Raw genomic sequence first — 20,509 nt, 5'->3', positions numbered from 1 at the left:
TTCAGAGGCGTTTTAACTGGTAACCATATCTTTTGACGTTTTCAAGAATTGAATGGTCTGTATATCTGTGGAAGCTGGCAATTTAAAGGATTGTTTGTAGGTTTCCTGACCTTTACCTGTAATGAAAACCCAGTCGCCGTTTTCAGCTTTTTCCCAGGCGTGCTGAATCGCCTTTGTTCTGTCAGGTATGATCTCGGCACTTCCGTCCGCAAAATCTTCGTTCAATTCTTGCAGTTCTTCCACCATCCGGTCTGAGGGAACACCATTTAGATCATCAAAAGTTAAAATCAATTGTGAGCAGACATCTGAACAAAGCGCAACAATATCTCTTCTCTTGGAAAGATCCCTTTTGCCTCTAAACCCAAGAATATGAATGATCCGTTCGGCATTTTCACGTTCGGCCGTCTGGTAACAGTATTCAATGGCGTCTTCCGTATGGGCATAATCAACAATGAAGGTCGCTCCCGCAGGATGGCTGAATGTTTCAAAACGTCCTGGCACTCCATTAAACGACGATAGGTAGGAGGCAGCTTTCTTTAAAGAAATTCCCATTTTTTGAACAGTTAACAGCGCCCCTAGAGTGTTCCATACATTATGCATACCAGGCAAAGGAATCTGGAGAAAATCTGTTGTATCACCCAGTCTGACTTTAATGGTTGGAAAATACTCAGTACATACGTTCAAGAGCTGCATCTCGTCCTCGCTCTGTTTGCCGAATGTAAGCACATTATGCCCTGATTCGGACAACCTTTTCTGCAGCTTCTTTCCCCATTCATTATGTGAAGCAATAATTGCTGTTCCTTGGCTCTTCATTCGTTTGAACAGTCGAGCTTTCACATTAAAATAAGCTTCCAGGCTTTCGTGATAATCAAGATGATCATTTCCCAAATTTGTGAAAAGAGTATAATCAAATAATATTCCTTCCACCCGCTGCTGCTCAATTCCGTGTGAAGAAACTTCCATAATGACGACTTCGTCACGGCTTTCTGCAAGAAGTGACTGTAATTCAAGAGGATCTGGAGTGGTATTTTTGGACTGTATGGCCTGATTATTTATCATGTTGTTTACTGTGCCGATCATTGAGCATGTCATGCCTGACTGTTCAATGATATGTTTTAATAAATAAGCTGTTGTCGTCTTTCCGTTCGTTCCAGTTATTCCAATCATTATATGGTTTTTAGATGGGTGGCCATAAAAGTTGCTTGCCAGCCTCGCCAATGCCTTCCTTGAGTCGGAGGTCTGATAATAAGGGACGTTTAACCCATATACATTTTGTTCTCCGACCACCGCGGCTGCCCCATTGGCAATCGCTTGATTAATATAGCGATGCCCATCAGCGCTAAATCCGTTAATAGCTACAAATAAATCCCCCGGCCTGATTTTGCGGGAATTGAATTGAATCCCTTGAATCAGCATTGATGGGTCATGGCTTTCAGGTTGTGCAAATTTAATCCCTTTTAATAGTTCGTCCATTAACATGACTGCGTGCGCCCCTTTTTCAACTAAATTGAGCTGTACATATATCATTTCGCTGGACAATGCTGTTTATCGTACTTCGTTTCGACAAATTTCGATAATAATGCGTGGAATTAATTTACAGTATTTAGATCGATTAATTCATATGTGATTTCTGTATCTCCGTCTTTCCATTTTAGTTCACAAATTTTAGCGATAGCCACAGGCTTTGATTCCTTTGTTTTTCGAATCTCCAGGGGGATATCGATAGGATATAGCCGATAGCCTTCTTTAATTAGCTTATAAAAATTGGACGACTCCAAACGGATTTCTTTGTTCTTTGTAACAATCATAGTATTCAATTCTAATGGCATCCCCATTTTCTCAGCCCTTTCTTTTCTCAATTAGTCTTTCTACTCTTTATTTTAAAGGGAAATATCCCATTTGCCTACATGCCGCCCAACATATTTAACACAAAAAAGCCAGGGATTCGGCCCCCGGCTTCAAATTATTTAACCTTGTAATAATAATGACTCTGGATCCTCCAGCATTTCTTTAACCTTCGCAAGGAAGCTTACTGCTTCACGTCCGTCAACGATACGGTGGTCATATGAAAGTGCAATGTACATCATCGGACGATTTTCCATTCTTTCTGCATCAATAGCAATAGGACGCATCTTAATGCCGTGCATTCCCAGAATCCCAACTTGAGGAGCATTTAGGATTGGTGTAGACATTAAGGAACCAAAAATTCCTCCGTTCGTAATCGTGAAAGTACCGCCTTGCAGCTCAGAAAGTGTAAGTTTGTTGTCTCGCGCTTTTTTACCAAGAGAAAGGATTTCTTTTTCGATACCAGCAAAGCTAAGCTTGTCAGCATCTCTTACAACAGGGACAACTAGTCCTTCCTCAGCTCCTACTGCAATTCCGATGTCATAGAACTTCTTAAGAAGTACTTCATCACCTTGAATCTCAGCATTGAGAAGAGGGAATTGTTTTAAAGCACCTACAACTGCTTTTGTAAAGAAAGACATGTATCCGAGTTTCACGTCATTCTGCTGCAAGAAAGCATCTTTTCTTCGTTTGCGGATATCGTTGATCGCCGTCATGTCCACTTCGTTGAAGGTTGTAAGCATCGCTGCTGTTTGCTGTACTTCAACGAGGCGTTTTGCAATCGTTTGGCGGCGGCGGGAAAGTTTGATGCGTTCAACGGGTTTCCCAGACACTTCAGCCGTTTTTGGAGCATTGGATGCTTTTTTCTCCGGAGCTTTTGGTGCCTTTTGTTCAGGCTGGCTTGCCGGTTTTTCAGAAGCTGCTTTTACATCCTCAGGGCGTACTCGTCCAAGAGGATCGCGTGCTTCCACTTTTGAAAGATCGATTCCAAGTTCACGTGCAAGCTTGCGTGCTGCAGGTGAAGCTAATGGACGGTCTGTTTCTTTTCTTTGCTCTGTTTCTTTTACTTCTTCAGGCTGCTTGTTTTGTGCAGCTGCCGGAGCTTCAGCAACTGGCTGTACAGTTTCTTGTTTGTTTTCAGAAGCAGCTGGAGCTTCACTTGATGCATCCCCTGTTTCTTTAAGTACAGCGATAACATCGCCAACTTCTACCGTATCGCCTTCTTCACGAAGAACTTCTTGAATAATGCCATCATAGTCCGCGCTGATTTCAATGTTGACTTTATCCGTTTCAAGTTCGACAATGTTATCGCCTTTTTTAACGTTGTCACCTACATTTTTTAGCCATTGGGCGATCGTGCCCTCGGAGATGGATTCTGCTAGTTCTGGTACTTTAATTTCAATCACGTTCATTGCCTCCCTCTGAAGTTATCGTTTTGGTTTGGTCTGCTCTTAGAGCGACAGATACAATACGCTCTTGTTCTTTTTTATGAATATCAGGGTCTCCGCCTGACGGACTGGATCGGTCTGGACGTCCAATATACTTTACGCTTGCGCTTTCTTGAGCGGCAGCACGCAGCTTGGATTCGATATATGCCCATGATCCCATATTTTTCGGCTCTTCTTGAACCCATGCGACTTCCTCTAAATGAGGGTAGCGCTCAAGAATCTCTTTAACCTCGTTTTTAGGGAAAGGATACAGCTGTTCCACGCGAAGGATATGAAGGTGATTCAATTCCTCAGCTTTACCTTCAGCTTCAGCCGCTAAATCAATAGCAACTTTACCTGTGCAAAGAACGACGCGCTTTACTTGTTCCGCATTTTTTCCAAGCCCCTCTTGCTCAAGAACCGGTTTGAATTGACCTTCTCCAAGCAGGCTTCCTGCTGAAGATGTTCTTGGATTTCTTAGGAGGCTCTTAGGCGTCATGATGACGAGCGGGCGAACTTCTTCCTTATCCAGAATTGCGGCCTGGCGTCTTAGGATATGGAAGTACTGTGCAGCGCTTGATAAGTTAGCCACTGTCCAGTTATTTTCCGCAGCGAGTTGAAGGAACCTTTCGATTCGGCCGCTTGAATGTTCAGGGCCTTGACCTTCATATCCGTGTGGAAGAAGCATAACCAGACCTGATTTCTGACCCCATTTTGCTCGTCCGGCAGAAATAAATTGGTCGAAGATGACTTGTGCTGCATTTGCAAAGTCTCCATATTGTGCTTCCCAAAGAACAAGAGTTTCAGGTGCGAAAACATTGTATCCATATTCAAAACCGACAACAGATGCTTCAGAGAGCGGGCTGTTATGGATGCCGAATGCTGCTTTTGCCTGCGGAATCTGATGAAGCGGTGAAAATAGTTTTCCGCTTTGGCTGTCATGCAGAACCAGATGTCTTTGAGCGAATGTTCCACGCTCAACATCTTGTCCGGTAATACGGATCGGCGTACCGTCACTTAAGATGGTTGCAAAAGCAAGTGTTTCAGCAAGTGCCCAGTCAACTTTGCTTCCTTCATCAAGGGCATTGGCTCTTCTCGCCAAAATCCGCTCGAGTTTAGGGTAGACAGTAAAGCCTTCAGGTCTTTCTAGAAGAGCCTGATTGATTTCTTTTAGTTCATCTATCGCAACAGATGTATCTAGAGCAGGGAATCCCTTGACAATCGTTTCAGGGACTTCTACATCCTTCACTTCTCCGTCTTTAGAAATGCCTTTTACTTTTTCATATTCAGCCTGAAGTTTCTGCTGAACGTCGTTATCCATTGTATCGCCTTGGCCTTCTTTGATTACTCCTTCAGATTCAAGCTGTTTGGCAAACAACGCACGAACAGTAGGATGGCTGTTTACCTTTTCGTAGGTTGCAGGCTGCGTTACTGCAGGATCGTCCATTTCGTTATGGCCAAAACGGCGGTACCCGATCAAGTCGATCAAGAAGTCTTTTTGGAAACGCATACGGTATTGATAAGCGAGTGTGATCGCAGCGATACAAGCAATCGGATCATCTGCGTTAACATGGACAATAGGAATTTCAAAACCTTTAGCAAGGTCACTTGAATATCTGGTTGAACGTGAATCAGAACTTTCAGTCGTAAATCCAATCATATTATTCGCGATAATATGAACAGATCCACCTGTTTGATAACCTTTCAATCGGCTGAGGTTAAGTGTCTCAGCAACAATTCCCTCACCTGGGAAAGCCGCATCCCCATGGATTGAAATGGCGAATGATTTATTCACATCCTGTTTAGGATATCCAGGTTCTGTGCGCACTTCTTGAGCTGCACGAGTGTATCCGACGACTACCGGATTAACAAACTCAAGGTGGGATGGGTTATTAGCCAGCGTTAATGTTGCTTTGGCTGTGTTTTCTTCAATGGAACGGTCTGCTCCAAGATGATATTTAACGTCACCTGTCCAGCCGAAACTAATTCCTCTCGAACCTTCAGAAGGAATCAGCTCCTTGTTTGGCGAATGATGAAATTCAGCGAAAATTTTCTCGTAAGGTTTCCCTAAAGTATGAGCGAGTACATTCAGGCGTCCACGGTGTGCCATTCCGATCATGACGTTGCTTGTTCCTCCTTTAACGCTCTGATGGATCATCTCATCGAGCATTGGAACTAGAATGTCAAGACCTTCAATGGAAAAACGTTTCTGTCCGACAAATGTACGATGAAGGAATTTTTCAAAGCCTTCCACTTCAGTCAGGCGCTGTAATAATGCAATCTTTTCTTCATCAGTCATTTCAGGATAGATGAATCCAGATTCTACCATGTTATTTAGCCAGTTATGTTCTTCTTCAACATGCACATGGCTGAACTCATAAGCCATTGATTTCGTATAAATGTCTTTTAGGCGTTTAATCGCTTCCAATCCATTTTGAACATCTCTTGGCGCCTCAGTCCAAATTAAAGAGGCTGGAATCGTTTTCAAGTCCGCCTCGCTCAGTCCATAATGGGATGGATTCAGCAACTTAATTTCTTTTGACACTTCTTCAAGGGGATGAATTTCTGCTGCCAAATGTCCGTAGGTACGAATGTTTTCGGCAAGCTTCGATGCGGCAACAATCTTGCTGACTGAAACTCCGGATTGAGCTTGCTGAGACAGGCTGGTGCCTGCATCTTGATTTGCTTCATCTGAAGATGGTGGCGGACCCCACTCTTCAAACTGTTTTCTTAGTTCCTCGTCAACTGAATTGGGATCAGCTGAATACTGTTCGAACAATTCAATGACATAACCAAGGTTCGGTCCGTAAAATCCCTGCCATGGTGAATCCTGGCTTGGACGGTTTGTGCTCATTGGTTGATACCCCCTGCTGCGATTTAATATCAATTTTTAACAACTAATTAGGAGAACGACAAGAAGTTCTCAAAGTTCCTGTTTTTAAAGCAAAAGCAAATCTATCATCATTGAAATACATCCCCTGAATACTCAACAATAAAACGATTCTTTTACAAATCACAGTAAATTCAATCTTTTGCAATAAAGCGAAAGCAGATTTGAACTTCTTTATTAAACGTTTTCATGGTTATTTTAGCACAGTATGGGCGTAGGTCAAAAGTTAACTTTCAAAAAAATTGGCGAAAAGTAGAGAATTACGGCGAAAAATGCTCAAGTACCGTATGTTTTATGCTTATTTTTAGGCTGTAAGCGAGCCATCCACCTTGTTTTAGAAATTGAGAAGATAACCAGAGCCATCCAAATTAAAATAAAAGAAAAAAGACGAGTATTTGAAAAATCCTCATGATAGAGGGAGACCCCAAGGATGAGCATGATGGTCGGTGCGATGTATTGCAGAAATCCGATCATGGATAAAGAAATCCGTTTAGCGCCCTGTGCAAAACATAATAAAGGAATGGCAGTTACTATTCCCGCTCCCATCAGCAGCAAAGTCACTGTGCTGTTTTGTGCCGCAAAGGCTTCCGTACCCTTCTGCTGGGCAAAAACGATATAGATGAGGGCAAGAGGTGCCACAAACATGGTTTCATAAGTCAGCCCAAGGATAGAATCATAGCTGCCCATTTTTTTGGTGAGGCCATACAGACCAAAGCTCAATGCAAGGGATACGGCAATCCATGGGAATTTTCCGTATTGGAATGTTAGCAGACCCACCCCGATGAGTGCGACCCCGAATGAAACGATCTGCCAATAATTCAACTTTTCCTTCAGAACAATAATCCCCAATAACACGCTGACAAGCGGGTTGATGTAATAGCCCAGACTAGCCTCAACGACATGATTATTATTCACGGCCCAAATATACATCAGCCAGTTGGCACTGATTAAAAGAGATGAAGACAAAACCGCAAAAAAGTTTTTCTTTTGTAAGAATAGGCTTTGTAAATTGCTGAAGAAAGATGATGTCTTCTTCATAAAAAGGATGACCAGTATCATAAATACAAAAGACCAGAGGATCCGATGGGCAAGTACATCTCCAGATTCAACAGATTGGAGAGGCTTCCAGTAAAGCGGAAGAAAGCCCCACATCAAGTACGAAAGAGCAGCGTACCAGATGCCGATAGATTGTTCAGTTTGTTTTTCCATTTTTACGCCTCAATTCTTTCAGTTCTCTGCGTCTTATTTCTCTATTATAGTGGGTGCCAAATTTATGACAAAATAGTTTGCCTGCATGACAAAGGGAGCAGCTCCATTTTTGAGCTGCTCCCTTAAGCTGTTCTTACAAAAGATTTTTCAGTTCCTCTTTTATGCTATTATTGACGGATTCCCATAGAGCTTGGTCTGTTGTCATCCGAGCTCTGAAATTCTTGTACATCTCTTTTTGTTTTTCTTCAAAAGATGGATCTTCCTTTGCAGGCAAAGTGCTTCGTTCGTGCATGATCAGAGACTGTACCTCTGGAGAACGAGGCCCCCATACCGCTTTCTCATTTCCCTCTTGATCCATGAAAATGAATTTCGGAATGGCGCGCGCTGTACCGTTCGTTAAATATCGATCCATAAGCTCAAGATTTTCATCACGGATTAAAAAGCGCAGCTCGATACCAGCATATTCTGCAATTCTCTGAATGACCGGAACACATAGCAAAGCATCACCGCACCAGTCAGCCGTAAGCACTGCTGCCTTCAGTTCAAGAACAGGAAACTGCTGATAAAAATCCTTGTCTTCCTCATTAAGGGAGAAGCTGTTGTAGATCGACATCAGCTCTTCCTTATTGACTTGCATACTTTCAATATATTCGTCTTTTGTTAAAGCTTTTTGAAACCATTCATTTAAATTTTTCAACCTGCTCACCTCTTTCGTAGTTTATATTGTAAAGGTTTCAGGATGAATTTGAAAAGTATTAAAGACTCATGAAAGTATCAATACCCATGGCTGCCATACCGATGACGATAATAGCGCCTACGATGGTCATCCATAACGGATGCTTATAAGAACCGACAATTTTTTTATTGTAGGCAGCGACAAGCATAACACCGAGCGTGATCGGCAGGATCATTCCATTTAATGCCCCTACAAACACTAGGATTTTAACTGGATTTCCAATCGCGACAAAGCATAGTGTTGAGAATAAGATAAAGACTACAATCAATAGGTTTCCGTATTTTTCAAGTTTAGGATGAAACGTTCGGATGAATGAAACAGACGTGTAGGCAGCACCGATTATTGACGTAACTGCAGCCGACCACATCACAATTCCAAAAAGCTTGTAGCCTATGTTTCCTGCGGCATGCTGAAATACGGAAGCTGGCGGATTGTCAGGATTTAATGTTGCGCCGCTTGCTACGACTCCAAGAGCTGCAAGGAAGAGGAAAATACGCATAATCGAGGCGATCCCGATAGCCGATACTGCACTTTTGTTCACTTCCCCTAACGCTTTTTCACCTTTAACACCAGCATCAAGCAGTCGATGTCCACCGGCAAATGTAATATATCCGCCGACCGTTCCGCCGACGAGAGTAACGATAGCTGCAAAATCAATTTTGTCAGGTGCAAATGTCTTTGTCACTGCTTCACCTACCGGCGGCGAGGAAGTAATCGCAACATAAACTGTGAGAGCTACCATAACAAAACCTGCGACCAGTGTAAAACGGTCCATCGCTTTTCCGGCTTCTTTAACCAAGAAAATGGAGATGGCAATCGCCCCGCTGATCACTGCACCAGCCTCATGAGAAATTCCGCCGAACATTACATTGATTCCCAGACCAGCTCCCCCCACGTTTCCGATATTGAAAGCAAGTCCGCCAATAACAACAAGCAGAGCAATGAAATAGCCGAGTCCCGGAAGCATCAAATTCGCTATATCCTGCGCTTTTCGCTCAGACACAGCTATAATTCGCCAAACGTTTAATTGTGCTCCGATATCAAGAAGAATGGATATTAAAATAACAAATCCGAAGCTTGCAGCTAAAGATTGTGTAAATACAGTAGTCTGTGTTAAGAATCCTGGCCCGATAGCAGATGTTGCCATTAAAAATGCGGCCCCTAACAGGAGCTGCCAATTGCTTTTTTGATTCATTCGTTTACCTCGCTTATCTGTGTTGTAGTCGTTGAATGCCTTCTTTCTCGAATGCTTTGTTTATCTTTTGTGCAAAAGACAGGGCATGCTCTCCATCACCGTGGATACAGATGGTCTCTGCTTTAATTCCGATATCGCCGGCAGGAGTGCCTACCTTATCGTACTTAACCATCTTTATGACTTGATCGACCGCTTGCTGATCATCGGTCAAAACACTGTTCGGTTCGTTTCTCGGAGTAAGTGTGCCGTCAGCCTGATAGGTTCGGTCAGCAAAAACTTCACTGCATGTTTGGAGCCCAATTTCTTTTCCAGCTTCAATCAACTGGCTCCCCGCAAGTCCAAACAGAGTTACATCAGGATCCATGTTATAGACCGCCTTAGCAATTCCGAGAGAGAGATCCTTGTTAACCGCAGCCATGTTGTACAAAGCTCCATGCGGTTTGACATGGCGAAGCCTTCCGCCTTCTGCTCGTACAAAGGCTGATAATGCTCCAACTTGATAAAGGACATATTCATAGGCTTCCTCAGAAGTAAGATACATATTTCGGCGTCCAAACCCCATGAGGTCAGGCAAACCTGGATGCGCTCCAATGGCTACCTTTTTTTCTAAAGCGAGCTGAACGGTGTGTTTCATAATAGAAGGGTCGCCAGCGTGAAAACCGCAAGCAATATTAGCGGATGAAATAAAATCCATCATTTCTTCATCAAAGCCAATTTGATAACGGCCAAAACTTTCACCCATGTCACAATTCAAGTCTACCGAAAAATTCATGTCCTCACCTCTCCCTGTTCTTTAAGCCGATTCCGGTTTTTAAGTAGTTCAGCTGTATTTTTTGAATTATATAATTAATCTGTGCTTCTTCGTCTGATATCTCTTGAAAGACAATCGAGTCTCCCGGTTTTGCCTGTGCAAGCTTTGGCAAGTCAACATACGCCGCCTGTGCAATTTTGGGATATCCGCCTGTCGTTTGGCGATCGGCCATTAATATGATGGGCTTGCCTTCTGATGGAACTTGAACTGTTCCAAAAAGGACAGGTTCGGAAAGGATCTCTCGTTGTTCTTCCAACTGCAGGGCCGTACCCTCAGCCCTATACCCCATTCTGTCAGACTGAGTAGAGATCTTAAATCCTTCATTAAAAAAAGCTGCTTGGCTTTCCTTTGTAAAAAGTTCAAAATGTCTTCCTTTAACTGCTCGGATGGTGTTCTTATTTGAGTAAACTGCTCTTAACTCATGACTTACAAACCAATTTAATGAAACCGGATGAAAGGAGTCTCCATCTGAACAGACTGATAGAGTATCACCTTCTTTGAGTGCTCTGCCTTTGTAACCTCCAATGCCTGCACGCAAATATGTGCTTTTGCTCCCCATCTCCCGCTTAGTATCAAAACCTCCAGCTACAGCAATGTAGGCCCGGCATCCCCACTTGCACTTTCCGAATTCCAGAACATCCCCTTGTTTAACGGAGATTGTCCTCCAGTTCTCAATGGGTTTTTCATTAATAGACGGGGTGAGATCAGCACCGCAGATAGCAATGTATGTATCAATCCCAAAAGTAAGCTTAGGGCCGGTCAGTGTGACTTCAAGCGTTGCTTCTCCTTCCGGATTTCCAACTAGCAGATTGGCTGCAGTATGTGCAAAAGGATCCATCGCTCCATTTACAATGACCCCATATTGCTGATAAGTATAGCGTCCGAGATCCTGAAGGCTGGTCAGCATCCCAGGTTTATCAATCTTGATGGTCATCTTCAGCCTCCCATGAATGATATTCTTCTGTTGTAATCTCATAAAACTCAACTTGATCTCCAGCCTCAAGCAGTGTTGGCGGATTTTCAGTAGGCCTGAACAGTTCCAGGGGCGTCCTGCCGATCAATTGCCAGCCACCGGGAGTTTCAATTGGGTAAATCCCTGTCTGTTCTCCTGCAATTCCCACGCTTCCTTTTGGAATGGACAGGCGGGGAGAGGAAAGCCTTGGAGCAGCAATTTCAGAAGACATGCCTCCTAAGAAAGGAAACCCGGGCGCGAAGCCGAGCATATATACGTAGCAGGTCTTCTCAGTATGTATTTTTATCACTTCTTTTTCTGTAAGCTTGTTAAATTTCGCCACGTTCTGAAGGTCAGGACCAAAGTCTCCCCCGTAACAAACTGGAATTCTTATTACCCTTCCTGCGGCAGCGCTTTCTTTTGGCATAGATTCAATACGCATTTCAACCCGATTTTTTGCCAGTTCGAATGCTGATTTTTCAGGGTGTACAAATTTCATAGGATCGTATAGTACAGTAAGTGTGGTGTAAGCAGGAATTGTTTCAATAAACCCATCAAAAGGGTTTTCATTGAGCCATCCAGAGATTTCATGAATTTGCTGATTCATTTCTTCACTGACCTCATGGCCAAATTCCATGAGAATTCCAGCTTCCCCAAAGCGGAAATAATTAATATCTTGAAACATTTCAGCATCCTTTCTAAATTAATAATATTCAAACTATACAAAGAAAAAATTAAAAAAACAAGGGAATTCAGACAATGGGAAATTATTCTACCATATCAATATGACAATTCATAGAAAGCAATGTTAATATTTTCAGATAAATGGAATTTACATAAAATTCCCAATATAGTGCGATTGGATTAGAAGTATATAGTCTATATTTCCCGATTAAAAAAAATCAATCGGAGAAAGGAATCGGAACGGTGGCCATTTCAAATAAACTTATTTCTGGATTTTTCCGTCAATAGCAACGATTATCTTAGTGTTCTCCATCCCATATGCATTAGGTTCTGAGCTTCTGGTTTATTATTTTTATTCCGTTTCATTAATTGTTTTATCTCTTGCTGCTGCTTTTCTCTTTGGCTTGTTAACTGTCTTTATCTGGTTATAATTACCTCAAAAAATAAAAAGTAAACTTAGAGCTGTACCGGTGCTTTTCGAGACTATTCAATACCACTTTTTTGCTGGCAATTGGAAGTTTGTACAAATAAAAAAACGGCCTAGGGCCGTTTTTTTATTTGTACATCTTTTCTCTTTGTTTTTGAAGCTCTTCGTTTTCAAGAAATTCATCATAGGACATTTGTTTATCAAGAAGTCCATTCGGTGTAATTTCAACAATTCTGTTTGCGATGGTTTGAACAAATTGATGGTCATGAGATGTAAATAAGATAGACCCTTTGTAGCTGATCAAACCATTGTTCAATGCAGTAATGGATTCTAGATCCAGGTGATTTGTCGGATCATCCAATAATAAGACATTGCTGCCGCTGAGCATCATTTTGGAAAGCATACAGCGGACCTTTTCTCCTCCAGAAAGTACTTTTGATTTTTTCAGTACTTCTTCACCGGAAAACAGCATACGTCCCAAGAAACCACGCAAAAAGCTTTCTGATTGATCGACAGGAGAGTATTGGCGCAGCCAGTCAACAAGGTTAAGCTCATTATTTTCAAAATAGGAAGTATTATCTTTTGGGAAATAAGCCTGTGATGTTGTAACTCCCCATTTGAAGCTGCCGCTGTCTGCTTCCATTTCACCCATTAAGATTTTAAAGAGGACAGTTACTGCGTTTTCGTCTTTGCCGACAAATGCAATTTTATCACCCTTATTCATTGTAAAGCTAACGTTGTTTAATACTTTTTCCCCATCAATGGTTTTGTTGAGGTCCTTCACCATAAGAAGGTCATTGCCGATTTCACGGTCAATGGAAAAGTTTACGAAAGGATAACGGCGAGTAGAGGGCCGAATATCATCCAACGAGATTTTGTCGAGCAATTTTTTTCTGGAGGTTGCCTGTTTTGATTTAGATGCATTCGCACTGAATCGGGCAACGAAATTTTGAAGTTCTTTGATTTTCTCTTCTTTTTTCTTGTTTTGTTCCTGTGCCATTTTTAATGCAAGCTGGCTGGACTCATACCAGAAATCATAGTTTCCAACATAAAGCTGAATCTTGCCAAAATCCAAATCTGCCATGTGGGTACAAACTTTATTCAAGAAGTGGCGGTCATGGGATACCACAATAACTGTGTTTTCAAAGTTGATCAAAAATTCTTCAAGCCATTGGATCGCACGCAGATCCAAGTGGTTTGTCGGCTCATCCAGAAGCAGAATATCCGGTTTCCCAAATAAAGCCTGAGCAAGCAATACTTTTACTTTTTCAGACCCTGAAAGGTCAGCCATCTTTTTATAATGAAGATCTTCACCGATACCTAATCCTTTTAAAAGGATGGCAGCTTCAGACTCTGCCTCCCAGCCGTTCAGCTCTGCGAATTCGCCTTCAAGCTCGGCAGCTTTAATTCCGTCATCATCAGAGAAATCGGCTTTCATATAGATCGCGTCTTTTTCCTGCATGATTTGGTACAAGCGGGCATGCCCCATAATAACGGTTTGCAGTACTTCATTTTCTTCGTATTCGAAGTGGTTTTGTTTTAAGACAGCAAGACGTTCGCCGGGTGTTATATTTACATCTCCGGTTTGAGGTTCGATTTCACCGGACAGAATTTTGATAAACGTTGATTTTCCAGCTCCGTTAGCTCCGATCAAGCCATAGCAGTTTCCTGGGGTGAACTTAATGTTTACATCTTCAAAAAGCTTTCGGTCGCCGTAGCGGAGACCTACATTTGTTACTGTGATCATAGTTATATTTCTCCTTCGCTAATTCCATACTCTCAATGATTGTATCATACCATATCCTTTGGGCATACATCCAAGCAAGAATGTAAAGAACTCCTTCACATACAACTTAAAAAGCGGAGAGGCGCATTGGCCTCTCCGCAGTTTATGCTCTGTACTGAATTTTTTCTACTATAATAAAGGTGTGCAAACTAAACTCTGATATTTTTGCTCTGCAGGTGATCGAGCTCTCCGAAAAAACCAGGATACGAAACGGCTACAGCCTCACTGTTTAACAGCGTGGTTTCACCTTTACACAGGCAGGATGCGACAGCAAGCATCATGCCGATCCGGTGATCTCCATGGCTGTCTACTTCGGCTCCCTTTAGTAATGATGTTTCGCTAATGATCATCCCATCTGAGGTCGCTTCAATTTTTGCGCCCGTTTTTTGCAGTTCGTGAACGACAGTATCAATCCTGTTTGTTTCTTTCACTTTTAATTCCGCCGCATCTTTGATCACTGTTGTCCCTGATGCTTGAGTGGCAGCCAGAGCAATAATCGGAATCTCATCTATTAACCTGGGAATGATCTCTCCGCTGATCTCAATTCCTTTAAGTTTTGAAGTTCTTACTGTAAGGTCCGCGTACGGCTCAGCACCCTCCCCTTCAATCGGTGAAATGGTAATATCTGCGCCCATTTGTTTTAGAACATCGATGATCCCTGTCCTCGTTGGATTCATCCCTACTTTTTTCAAAGTGATCTCACTCTCGGGTACAATGGAGCCAGCGACAAGGAAAAAAGCGGCAGAAGAAATATCTCCGGGTACTTCTATATGTGTTCCTTTTAAAACTTGACCGCCTTTTATACTTGCTGTGTTGCCATCGACAGCTACCTTGCAGCCAAACGCTCCAAGCATCCGCTCAGTATGATCACGGGATTTATGTGGTTCTGTAACAGATGTTGTTCCTTCAGCAGATACCCCTGCAAGCAAGATCGCTGATTTCACTTGTGCACTGGCAACCGGTGACTGATAATCGGTCCCCTTGCATTGGCCTCCTCGTATGCTTAAAGGAACAAAATTCCCTTCATCTCTTCCTTCAATGGCAGCACCCATACTCCTTAACGGGCCGGTTACCCTTTTCATTGGCCGTTTTGCAATGGATGCATCACCGGTAATACAGGAATGAAATGGTGTATTTGCAAGGATGCCAAGCATAAGCCGAATCGTAGTGCCGGAGTTTCCGACATCCAAAATATCAACAGGTTCTTTGAGCCCTTCTAACCCTTTTCCTTCTATTATAACTGTGTCATTTTCCTGATGAATGCTGACTCCCATTTTTCTGAAGCAATCAATGGTACTTAAACAATCATCTCCAGGAAGGAATCCTTGAACAGTTGTACGTCCTTCAGCAATTGAACCGAACATAACCGCCCGGTGAGAGATGGATTTATCTCCAGGTATTTGGATGGTTCCTTGCAGACCGGAAACTGGCTTTAATTGTTTTGACATCAAATTGGCCTCCTTTGCTACATTGCAATGTAGGTGGTAAATTGCAGGTGTTCAAGACTCTCTTTTGCTTGCTGGCGGTCCCCCTCCGACTGGAAGCTGACTCGAAGTACTCCGTAAATATCCTCTCTTGCCTCAATCACTCGGATATTCGTAATGCTGATCTTTTTCTCAGCAAGAATAGAGGTAACACGGGAAATCACTCCGACATCATCGATAATGTCTACATACAGATCATAAAACGATGTGATAGCACCTTTGGCTTTAATCGGAAGAGCATCCCGATATTGTTTTGCACCTGAAAAGTAATCAAGCAATCCTTGGTCGCTTCCGCTTTTAACAAGATCCTTCACACATTCCATTTCCATGATCCATTCATCAATAAAGGTTAAAATGTTTTCCTTGTTGTGCTTGATAATGTCTTTCCACATTACAGGACTGCTGGAAGCGATTCTAGTGATATCTTTAAAGCCGCCAGCAGCAAGGTCGTTAACTTGATGGTGTGCGTGGGAATAATGCTCTACTTGGCGTACAAGGCTCGCTGCGACGACATGGGGAAAGTGACTGACGACCCCGGTAAGAAGATCGTGTTTCTCGGCATCCATGACGATGAATTTTGCACGTGTCCCTTTTAGCCAGTCCTTTAATTCTTCTATTCTTTGGTCAGGAGTTTCTGGCCCAGGTGTGAACATATAGAACGCATTTTCAAACAGATGTGCTTTGGCACTGCCCGGTCCTGATTTATGAGATCCGGCCATCGGATGCCCTCCGATGAATGTAATGCCTTTATCTACTATGGAAGAAGCTTTTTCCATGATTCTCGATTTTGTGCTGCCTACATCTGTGATGAGGGCACCTGGGGGGATGGTAAAGTCAGAAAACCATTCAAGCAGTCTTTCCGTTTCCTCCACCGGTGTAGCCAATACAATCAGATCGGCCATCTCTGCTTCTTTTTGGAGATCAGTACAGATTGTGTCAATGATACTGAGCCGTTTTGCGAGGTTGGCATGATCGGCAGAAATATCATGTCCTATGATGATGCAAGAATGTTCTTTTTTTATAGCCATTGCGATGGATCCGCCAATAAGGCCTAATCCAATCAGCAGAACCCGTTTATTCACTGTATTGCTCCTTGTCTGTCAAAATAAATTCTTGGAGAGAGTCTAATAGGAAGGAGTCACTGACTTCTTGAACATAGGCTCGTCCAATCTCCTCTAGAAGCACCATATTCACATGGCCCATCGTCGATTTTTTATCTCTCTTCATGGTTTCAAGCAACTCTACTGCTTCCAGTTGAGGAGGAAGTGCAGGAAATTGATAATCATGAAGCCAATCACTGATCATATTATAATGAAGATTTTTGCCAGAGATAGATTCGCTGAGCTTCAATGCGAACCGCATTCCGATTGATACGGCATCACCATGGGAGATCGCACCATAACCAGCTTTGCTCTCAATCGCATGTCCGAGGGTATGGCCAAAATTCAAGATCGCACGCAATCCGCTTTCTCTCTCATCTTGTGATACGACTTGTGCTTTTATTGAAATAGCTCTCTTCAATAAATAAGCCAGTTTATCTTCAGAAATATCTTGTAATCCAGAAACTTCATTAACGAGCCAATGATAGAATTCCTCATCAGCAATAAGAGAATGCTTGATGACTTCTGCAAATCCTGATCTCCATTCTGCTTCGGGCAGAGATTTCAAAAAAGCAGTAGAATAAAAAACTGCTTCGGGTTGATGGAAAACGCCGACCATGTTTTTTCCGAGAGGGTGATTGATCCCCGTTTTTCCGCCTACCGCACTGTCATGAGCTAATAGAGTTGTTGGCACTTGTATGAAACGGATGCCTCTCATATATGTTCCTGCTACAAAACCGGCTAGGTCTCCGATCATTCCTCCGCCAAGGGCGAGGATCAACGAATGTCGATCCAATCCTTGTTCAAGAGCGAACGTCAGACACTCATAATAATTATGAAATGATTTTTCCTTATCGCCGCTCGGTACAACAAAGGAATGCAGCGATTGGCCGATACTTTCAAGTTTCCCTGCCGTTTCTTTGAGATAAAGGCTGCTTACGGTCTCATCAGATAGTATAAGGATACTCGTCACTTTTGGAGACAAAGCCTGAATGAAATCAGGCAGTTCATCGAGAACAGTTCCTCCTATGAAGACGGGGTATCGCTTGGACTCCGTGTTAATCTTTAGGGTTTCCATTAAAACTCACGCGCCTGACGGTTATGCCGTCCGATATTTTCTTTAATTCGTTCCATGTTGTCTACTCCGAACTGTTCAACAATGGCTGCTGCCAGCTCCCAAGCAACTACAGCTTCCGCTACCACGCTCGCTGCCGGCACTGCGCAGCTGTCTGAACGTTCAATGCTGGCCTGGAATGGTTCCTTAGAATCAATGTCAATACTTTGAAGAGGTTTGTATAGAGTTGGAATTGGTTTCATTACGCCTCTGACGACGATTGGCATTCCGGTCGTCATTCCTCCCTCTAATCCGCCAGCGTTATTGGTTCGTCGAGTATAACCATCTTCTTCATTCCAAAGGATTTCGTCATGAACGAGGCTTCCCGGTTTATGAGCGGCTTCAAATCCGATGCCGATCTCTGCACCTTTAAATGCGTTGATGCTCATGATAGCCGCTGCAAGCTTTGCATCAAGCTTCCGATCATAATGAACATAGCTTCCAACCCCGACCGGCATGCCTTCTACGATCACTTCAACGATGCCTCCGATTGAGTCACCCTTCTCCTTCGCCTCGTCGATGGCACGCATCATTTTCTTTTCAGCCTTTTCATCCAAACAACGTACAGGAGAAGCTTCTGTTCTTTCCTGGAGGTCTTCTATGGATTCAAAGGATAGCTGCTCCGCCACGACTCCTCCAATTTCAATCACGTGGCCGCCGACTTTTATCCCAAGCTCCTTCAGAAGCTGTTTTGCTACTGCACCTGCCGCTACTCTCACTGTAGTCTCTCTGGCAGATGACCGTTCCAAAACGTTCCTCATATCTCTATGGTTATACTTGATGGCTCCGTTTAGATCAGCATGCCCCGGTCTAGGTCTTGTGATCTGGCGTTTTACTTCATCACTGTCCTCTTCCAAAGGTTCAGCCCCCATGATCTTCGTCCAGTGTTTAAAATCCCGGTTCTCTACGGCAAGAGTTATCGGAGATCCGAGCGTATAGCCGTGGCGGACACCGCTGTTGATAATAGCTTGGTCCTTTTCAATCTGCATCCTTCTTCCGCGGCCATGCCCTTTCTGCCTGCGGGAGAGTTCTTCGTTAATCTCTGCTGCTGTCAGTGGCAGTCCTGATGGAATGCCTTCCAGTATAGTTGTGAGCTGCGGGCCGTGTGATTCTCCGGCAGTTAAATACCTCATAATATTGCCTCCTTATTTTTCTTTAGAAATACAAAAAAGTCCCTGCTATAAATAGCAGGGACGAATTTATTCGCGGTACCACCCTCATTGCGGAAAAAAACATTCCGCCACTTCATTCACGGATAACGGAGTAAACCGTCCTTTTCTACTGAACCATGAAACAAGATCGTTCAAAAAGGAAGCTCGAGGGTGTAATTCGCATTCTCCTTTGTACTGGTTCGCACCGTCCACCAGCTCTCTTAAAACAGGGAGAAGAATACTACTGTTGCCTGTCATTGCGATCGTTTAATTGTATTATATCAAGTTTTAACACGGTTAGAGGCGATTGTAAAGGGGGATGGCCCATATTTTTGAAAATTAACAAAGCCTTTGAAGAAATCTGAAAATAACCCCTTGACAAGATATACTATCGTGCTTTAAAGTAGCAAACAATACTCAAAAAATTATTCGAAAAAGGGCCGGCGCCGCCCTTATGAAAGAAACAATTTTGAAGGAGTAAACACCAATTTTATAAATCATGAGGAGGAGCTTAGGATGTCAAAAGAACTGGAAGAACTTCGCAGTGAGATCGAATCCGTCGATCAAAAGATTCTTGATTTGTTAAACGACCGTGCTTCCATCGTACAAGAGATTGGAAAATTAAAAGAAATGCAGGGTGTTAAGCGTTTTGACCCTGTACGTGAACGCAAGCTTCTTGATCTGATTGAAGACCGTAATAAAGGGCCGTTCGAAACGTCTACCCTTCAATATATTTTTAAACAAATTTTCAAAGCCAGCCTGGAGCTGCAGGAAGATGATAACCGTAAAGCGCTGCTGGTTTCCCGTAAAAAGAAACCTGATGATACCATTATAAACATAAAAGGCGAGCTTATTGGAACAGGTGAGCAGCATTTTGTGATGGGACCTTGTGCGGTTGAAAGCTACGATCAGGTCAAACAAGTGGCAAAAGCATTAAAAGATCAAGGATTGACGCTTATGCGCGGCGGAGCGTTTAAACCCCGTACTTCTCCTTATGATTTCCAAGGTCTTGGCATGGAAGGACTTAAAATCTTAAGACAAGTTGCTGATGAAGAGAACCTCGCTGTTATCAGTGAGATTTTAAATCCAAACGATCTGGAAGAAGCTCTGGATTATGTGGACGTCGTTCAAATCGGTGCACGCAACATGCAAAACTTCGAACTTTTAAAAGCAGCTGGCGCGATCAGAAAGCCAGTATTATTAAAACGCGGTCTATCTGCAACGATTGAAGAGTTCATGTACGCAGCAGAATACATCCTAGCTCAAGGAAACGACCAAATCATTCTCTGTGAGCGCGGAATCCGTACGTATGAAAAAGCAACACGGAATACGCTCGATATCTCTGCTGTTCCGATTCTTAAAAAAGAAACTCACCTTCCAGTTATGGTCGATGTGACCCACTCTACCGGAAGAAGGGATCTATTGCTTCCTGCGGCAAAAGCAGCGCTAGCGATCGGTGCTGACGGCGTAATGGCTGAAGTTCATCCGGATCCAGCTGTTGCTCTATCTGACTCTGCACAGCAAATGAATATTCCACAATTCCACGAGTTCATGAACGAACTGAAAAAACATTCGGTTGTTCATTCTTCCTAAATTGTAAAAGGGGCTGTCCAAGAAGTCTGGTAGCTGTTGATCTCCGCTCCAGGCTGCTCGCTTTCCGCGGGGCGTGCGGTGAGCCTCTTGGCGCAAGCGCCTGCG

General features: G+C 43.2%; 16 protein-coding genes and 1 other annotated feature. Of the genes, 1 reads left to right on the top strand and 15 read right to left on the bottom strand.

Annotated elements, in window-relative coordinates:
* Positions 1-12: 12 nt before the first annotated feature.
* From P4361_RS16015 to aroC, 15 genes are all read right to left on the bottom strand, one after another.
* Positions 13-1,479, bottom strand: coding sequence for a UDP-N-acetylmuramoyl-L-alanyl-D-glutamate--2,6-diaminopimelate ligase (locus P4361_RS16015; RefSeq protein WP_256226916.1), 1,467 nt, complete (start codon positions 1,477-1,479; stop codon positions 13-15).
* Positions 1,480-1,589: 110 nt separating this feature from the next.
* Positions 1,590-1,835, bottom strand: a complete 246-nt coding sequence (locus tag P4361_RS16010; RefSeq protein WP_053358262.1) for a DUF2584 domain-containing protein — start codon at positions 1,833-1,835, stop codon at positions 1,590-1,592.
* Between the two features lie 132 nt (positions 1,836-1,967).
* Positions 1,968-3,251, bottom strand: coding sequence for a 2-oxoglutarate dehydrogenase complex dihydrolipoyllysine-residue succinyltransferase (odhB, locus tag P4361_RS16005; RefSeq protein WP_328090055.1), 1,284 nt, complete (start codon positions 3,249-3,251; stop codon positions 1,968-1,970).
* Positions 3,244-6,126: a 2-oxoglutarate dehydrogenase E1 component gene (locus P4361_RS16000; RefSeq protein ID WP_328090053.1), complete on the bottom strand. Its 2,883-nt coding sequence runs from the start codon at positions 6,124-6,126 to the stop codon at positions 3,244-3,246. The genes odhB and P4361_RS16000 overlap by 8 nt, the downstream gene beginning before the upstream one ends.
* Positions 6,127-6,438: 312 nt before the next feature.
* On the bottom strand, positions 6,439-7,371 hold the full coding sequence (gene rarD / locus P4361_RS15995; protein WP_328090052.1) for an EamA family transporter RarD: 933 nt from the start codon (positions 7,369-7,371) through the stop codon (positions 6,439-6,441).
* 133 nt (positions 7,372-7,504) lie between these two features.
* Positions 7,505-8,068 carry a thioredoxin family protein gene (locus P4361_RS15990; RefSeq protein WP_256226911.1) on the bottom strand — a complete coding sequence of 188 codons (564 nt, stop codon included), beginning with the start codon at positions 8,066-8,068 and terminating at the stop codon, positions 7,505-7,507.
* Between the two features lie 58 nt (positions 8,069-8,126).
* On the bottom strand, positions 8,127-9,302 hold the full coding sequence (locus P4361_RS15985) for an NRAMP family divalent metal transporter (protein WP_328090049.1): 1,176 nt from the start codon (positions 9,300-9,302) through the stop codon (positions 8,127-8,129).
* 13 nt (positions 9,303-9,315) lie between these two features.
* Positions 9,316-10,074 (bottom strand): 5-oxoprolinase subunit PxpA, encoded by a 759-nt coding sequence (locus tag P4361_RS15980; RefSeq protein ID WP_328090048.1) that lies wholly within the window; start codon positions 10,072-10,074, stop codon positions 9,316-9,318.
* A gap of 4 nt (positions 10,075-10,078) precedes the next feature.
* Positions 10,079-11,047 carry a biotin-dependent carboxyltransferase family protein gene (locus P4361_RS15975; protein ID WP_053354280.1) on the bottom strand — a complete coding sequence of 323 codons (969 nt, stop codon included), beginning with the start codon at positions 11,045-11,047 and terminating at the stop codon, positions 10,079-10,081.
* Positions 11,031-11,750 (bottom strand): 5-oxoprolinase subunit PxpB, encoded by a 720-nt coding sequence (gene pxpB, locus P4361_RS15970; protein ID WP_328090047.1) that lies wholly within the window; start codon positions 11,748-11,750, stop codon positions 11,031-11,033. The genes P4361_RS15975 and pxpB overlap by 17 nt, the downstream gene beginning before the upstream one ends.
* Before the next feature lie 553 nt (positions 11,751-12,303).
* Positions 12,304-13,923, bottom strand: a complete 1,620-nt coding sequence (locus P4361_RS15965; protein ID WP_328090046.1) for an ABC-F family ATP-binding cassette domain-containing protein — start codon at positions 13,921-13,923, stop codon at positions 12,304-12,306.
* A gap of 188 nt (positions 13,924-14,111) precedes the next feature.
* Positions 14,112-15,410, bottom strand: a complete 1,299-nt coding sequence (gene aroA / locus P4361_RS15960; RefSeq protein WP_062232149.1) for a 3-phosphoshikimate 1-carboxyvinyltransferase — start codon at positions 15,408-15,410, stop codon at positions 14,112-14,114.
* Positions 15,411-15,427: 17 nt separating this feature from the next.
* On the bottom strand, positions 15,428-16,528 hold the full coding sequence (locus P4361_RS15955) for a prephenate dehydrogenase (protein ID WP_328090044.1): 1,101 nt from the start codon (positions 16,526-16,528) through the stop codon (positions 15,428-15,430).
* The gene (gene aroB, locus P4361_RS15950) at positions 16,521-17,624 is read right to left on the bottom strand and encodes a 3-dehydroquinate synthase (protein WP_328090043.1); all 1,104 of its coding nucleotides are present in this window, start codon (positions 17,622-17,624) and stop codon (positions 16,521-16,523) included. Before aroB ends, P4361_RS15955 begins: the two co-directional genes overlap by 8 nt.
* Positions 17,624-18,793 carry a chorismate synthase gene (aroC, locus tag P4361_RS15945; RefSeq protein ID WP_091005685.1) on the bottom strand — a complete coding sequence of 390 codons (1,170 nt, stop codon included), beginning with the start codon at positions 18,791-18,793 and terminating at the stop codon, positions 17,624-17,626. The genes aroB and aroC overlap by 1 nt, the downstream gene beginning before the upstream one ends.
* A 53-nt stretch (positions 18,794-18,846) precedes the next feature.
* Positions 18,847-19,078, bottom strand: a binding site (T-box leader).
* A gap of 249 nt (positions 19,079-19,327) precedes the next feature.
* Between aroC and P4361_RS15940 the strand changes: the two genes are divergently transcribed.
* Positions 19,328-20,404, top strand: coding sequence for a bifunctional 3-deoxy-7-phosphoheptulonate synthase/chorismate mutase (locus tag P4361_RS15940; protein WP_091005683.1), 1,077 nt, complete (start codon positions 19,328-19,330; stop codon positions 20,402-20,404).
* The last annotated feature ends 105 nt before the right edge of the window (positions 20,405-20,509 follow it).

Origin of the sequence: Fictibacillus sp. B-59209, from assembly GCF_036216745.1 — a bacterium.
GTDB classification, from domain to species: domain Bacteria; phylum Bacillota; class Bacilli; order Bacillales; family Fictibacillaceae; genus Fictibacillus_C; species Fictibacillus_C marinisediminis.
The sequence above is the reverse complement of the archived record's forward strand: the minus strand, read 5'-3'. Positions and strand labels throughout refer to the sequence as shown.

Excerpts from the sequence above, each read along its gene's own strand:
- aroC (WP_091005685.1), bottom strand. The coding sequence starts at position 18,793 with ATGAGGTATTTAACTGCCGGAGAATCACACGGCCCGCAGCTCACAACT.
- aroA (WP_062232149.1), bottom strand. The coding sequence starts at position 15,410 with ATGTCAAAACAATTAAAGCCAGTTTCCGGTCTGCAAGGAACCATCCAA.
- aroB (WP_328090043.1), bottom strand. The coding sequence starts at position 17,624 with ATGGAAACCCTAAAGATTAACACGGAGTCCAAGCGATACCCCGTCTTC.
- P4361_RS15975 (WP_053354280.1), bottom strand. The coding sequence starts at position 11,047 with ATGACCATCAAGATTGATAAACCTGGGATGCTGACCAGCCTTCAGGAT.
- P4361_RS15980 (WP_328090048.1), bottom strand. The coding sequence starts at position 10,074 with ATGAATTTTTCGGTAGACTTGAATTGTGACATGGGTGAAAGTTTTGGC.
- P4361_RS15965 (WP_328090046.1), bottom strand. The coding sequence starts at position 13,923 with ATGATCACAGTAACAAATGTAGGTCTCCGCTACGGCGACCGAAAGCTT.
- P4361_RS15940 (WP_091005683.1), top strand. The coding sequence starts at position 19,328 with ATGTCAAAAGAACTGGAAGAACTTCGCAGTGAGATCGAATCCGTCGAT.
- P4361_RS16000 (WP_328090053.1), bottom strand. The coding sequence starts at position 6,126 with ATGAGCACAAACCGTCCAAGCCAGGATTCACCATGGCAGGGATTTTAC.
- rarD (WP_328090052.1), bottom strand. The coding sequence starts at position 7,371 with ATGGAAAAACAAACTGAACAATCTATCGGCATCTGGTACGCTGCTCTT.
- pxpB (WP_328090047.1), bottom strand. The coding sequence starts at position 11,750 with ATGTTTCAAGATATTAATTATTTCCGCTTTGGGGAAGCTGGAATTCTC.
- P4361_RS15985 (WP_328090049.1), bottom strand. The coding sequence starts at position 9,302 with ATGAATCAAAAAAGCAATTGGCAGCTCCTGTTAGGGGCCGCATTTTTA.
- P4361_RS16010 (WP_053358262.1), bottom strand. The coding sequence starts at position 1,835 with ATGGGGATGCCATTAGAATTGAATACTATGATTGTTACAAAGAACAAA.
- P4361_RS16015 (WP_256226916.1), bottom strand. The coding sequence starts at position 1,479 with ATGTTAATGGACGAACTATTAAAAGGGATTAAATTTGCACAACCTGAA.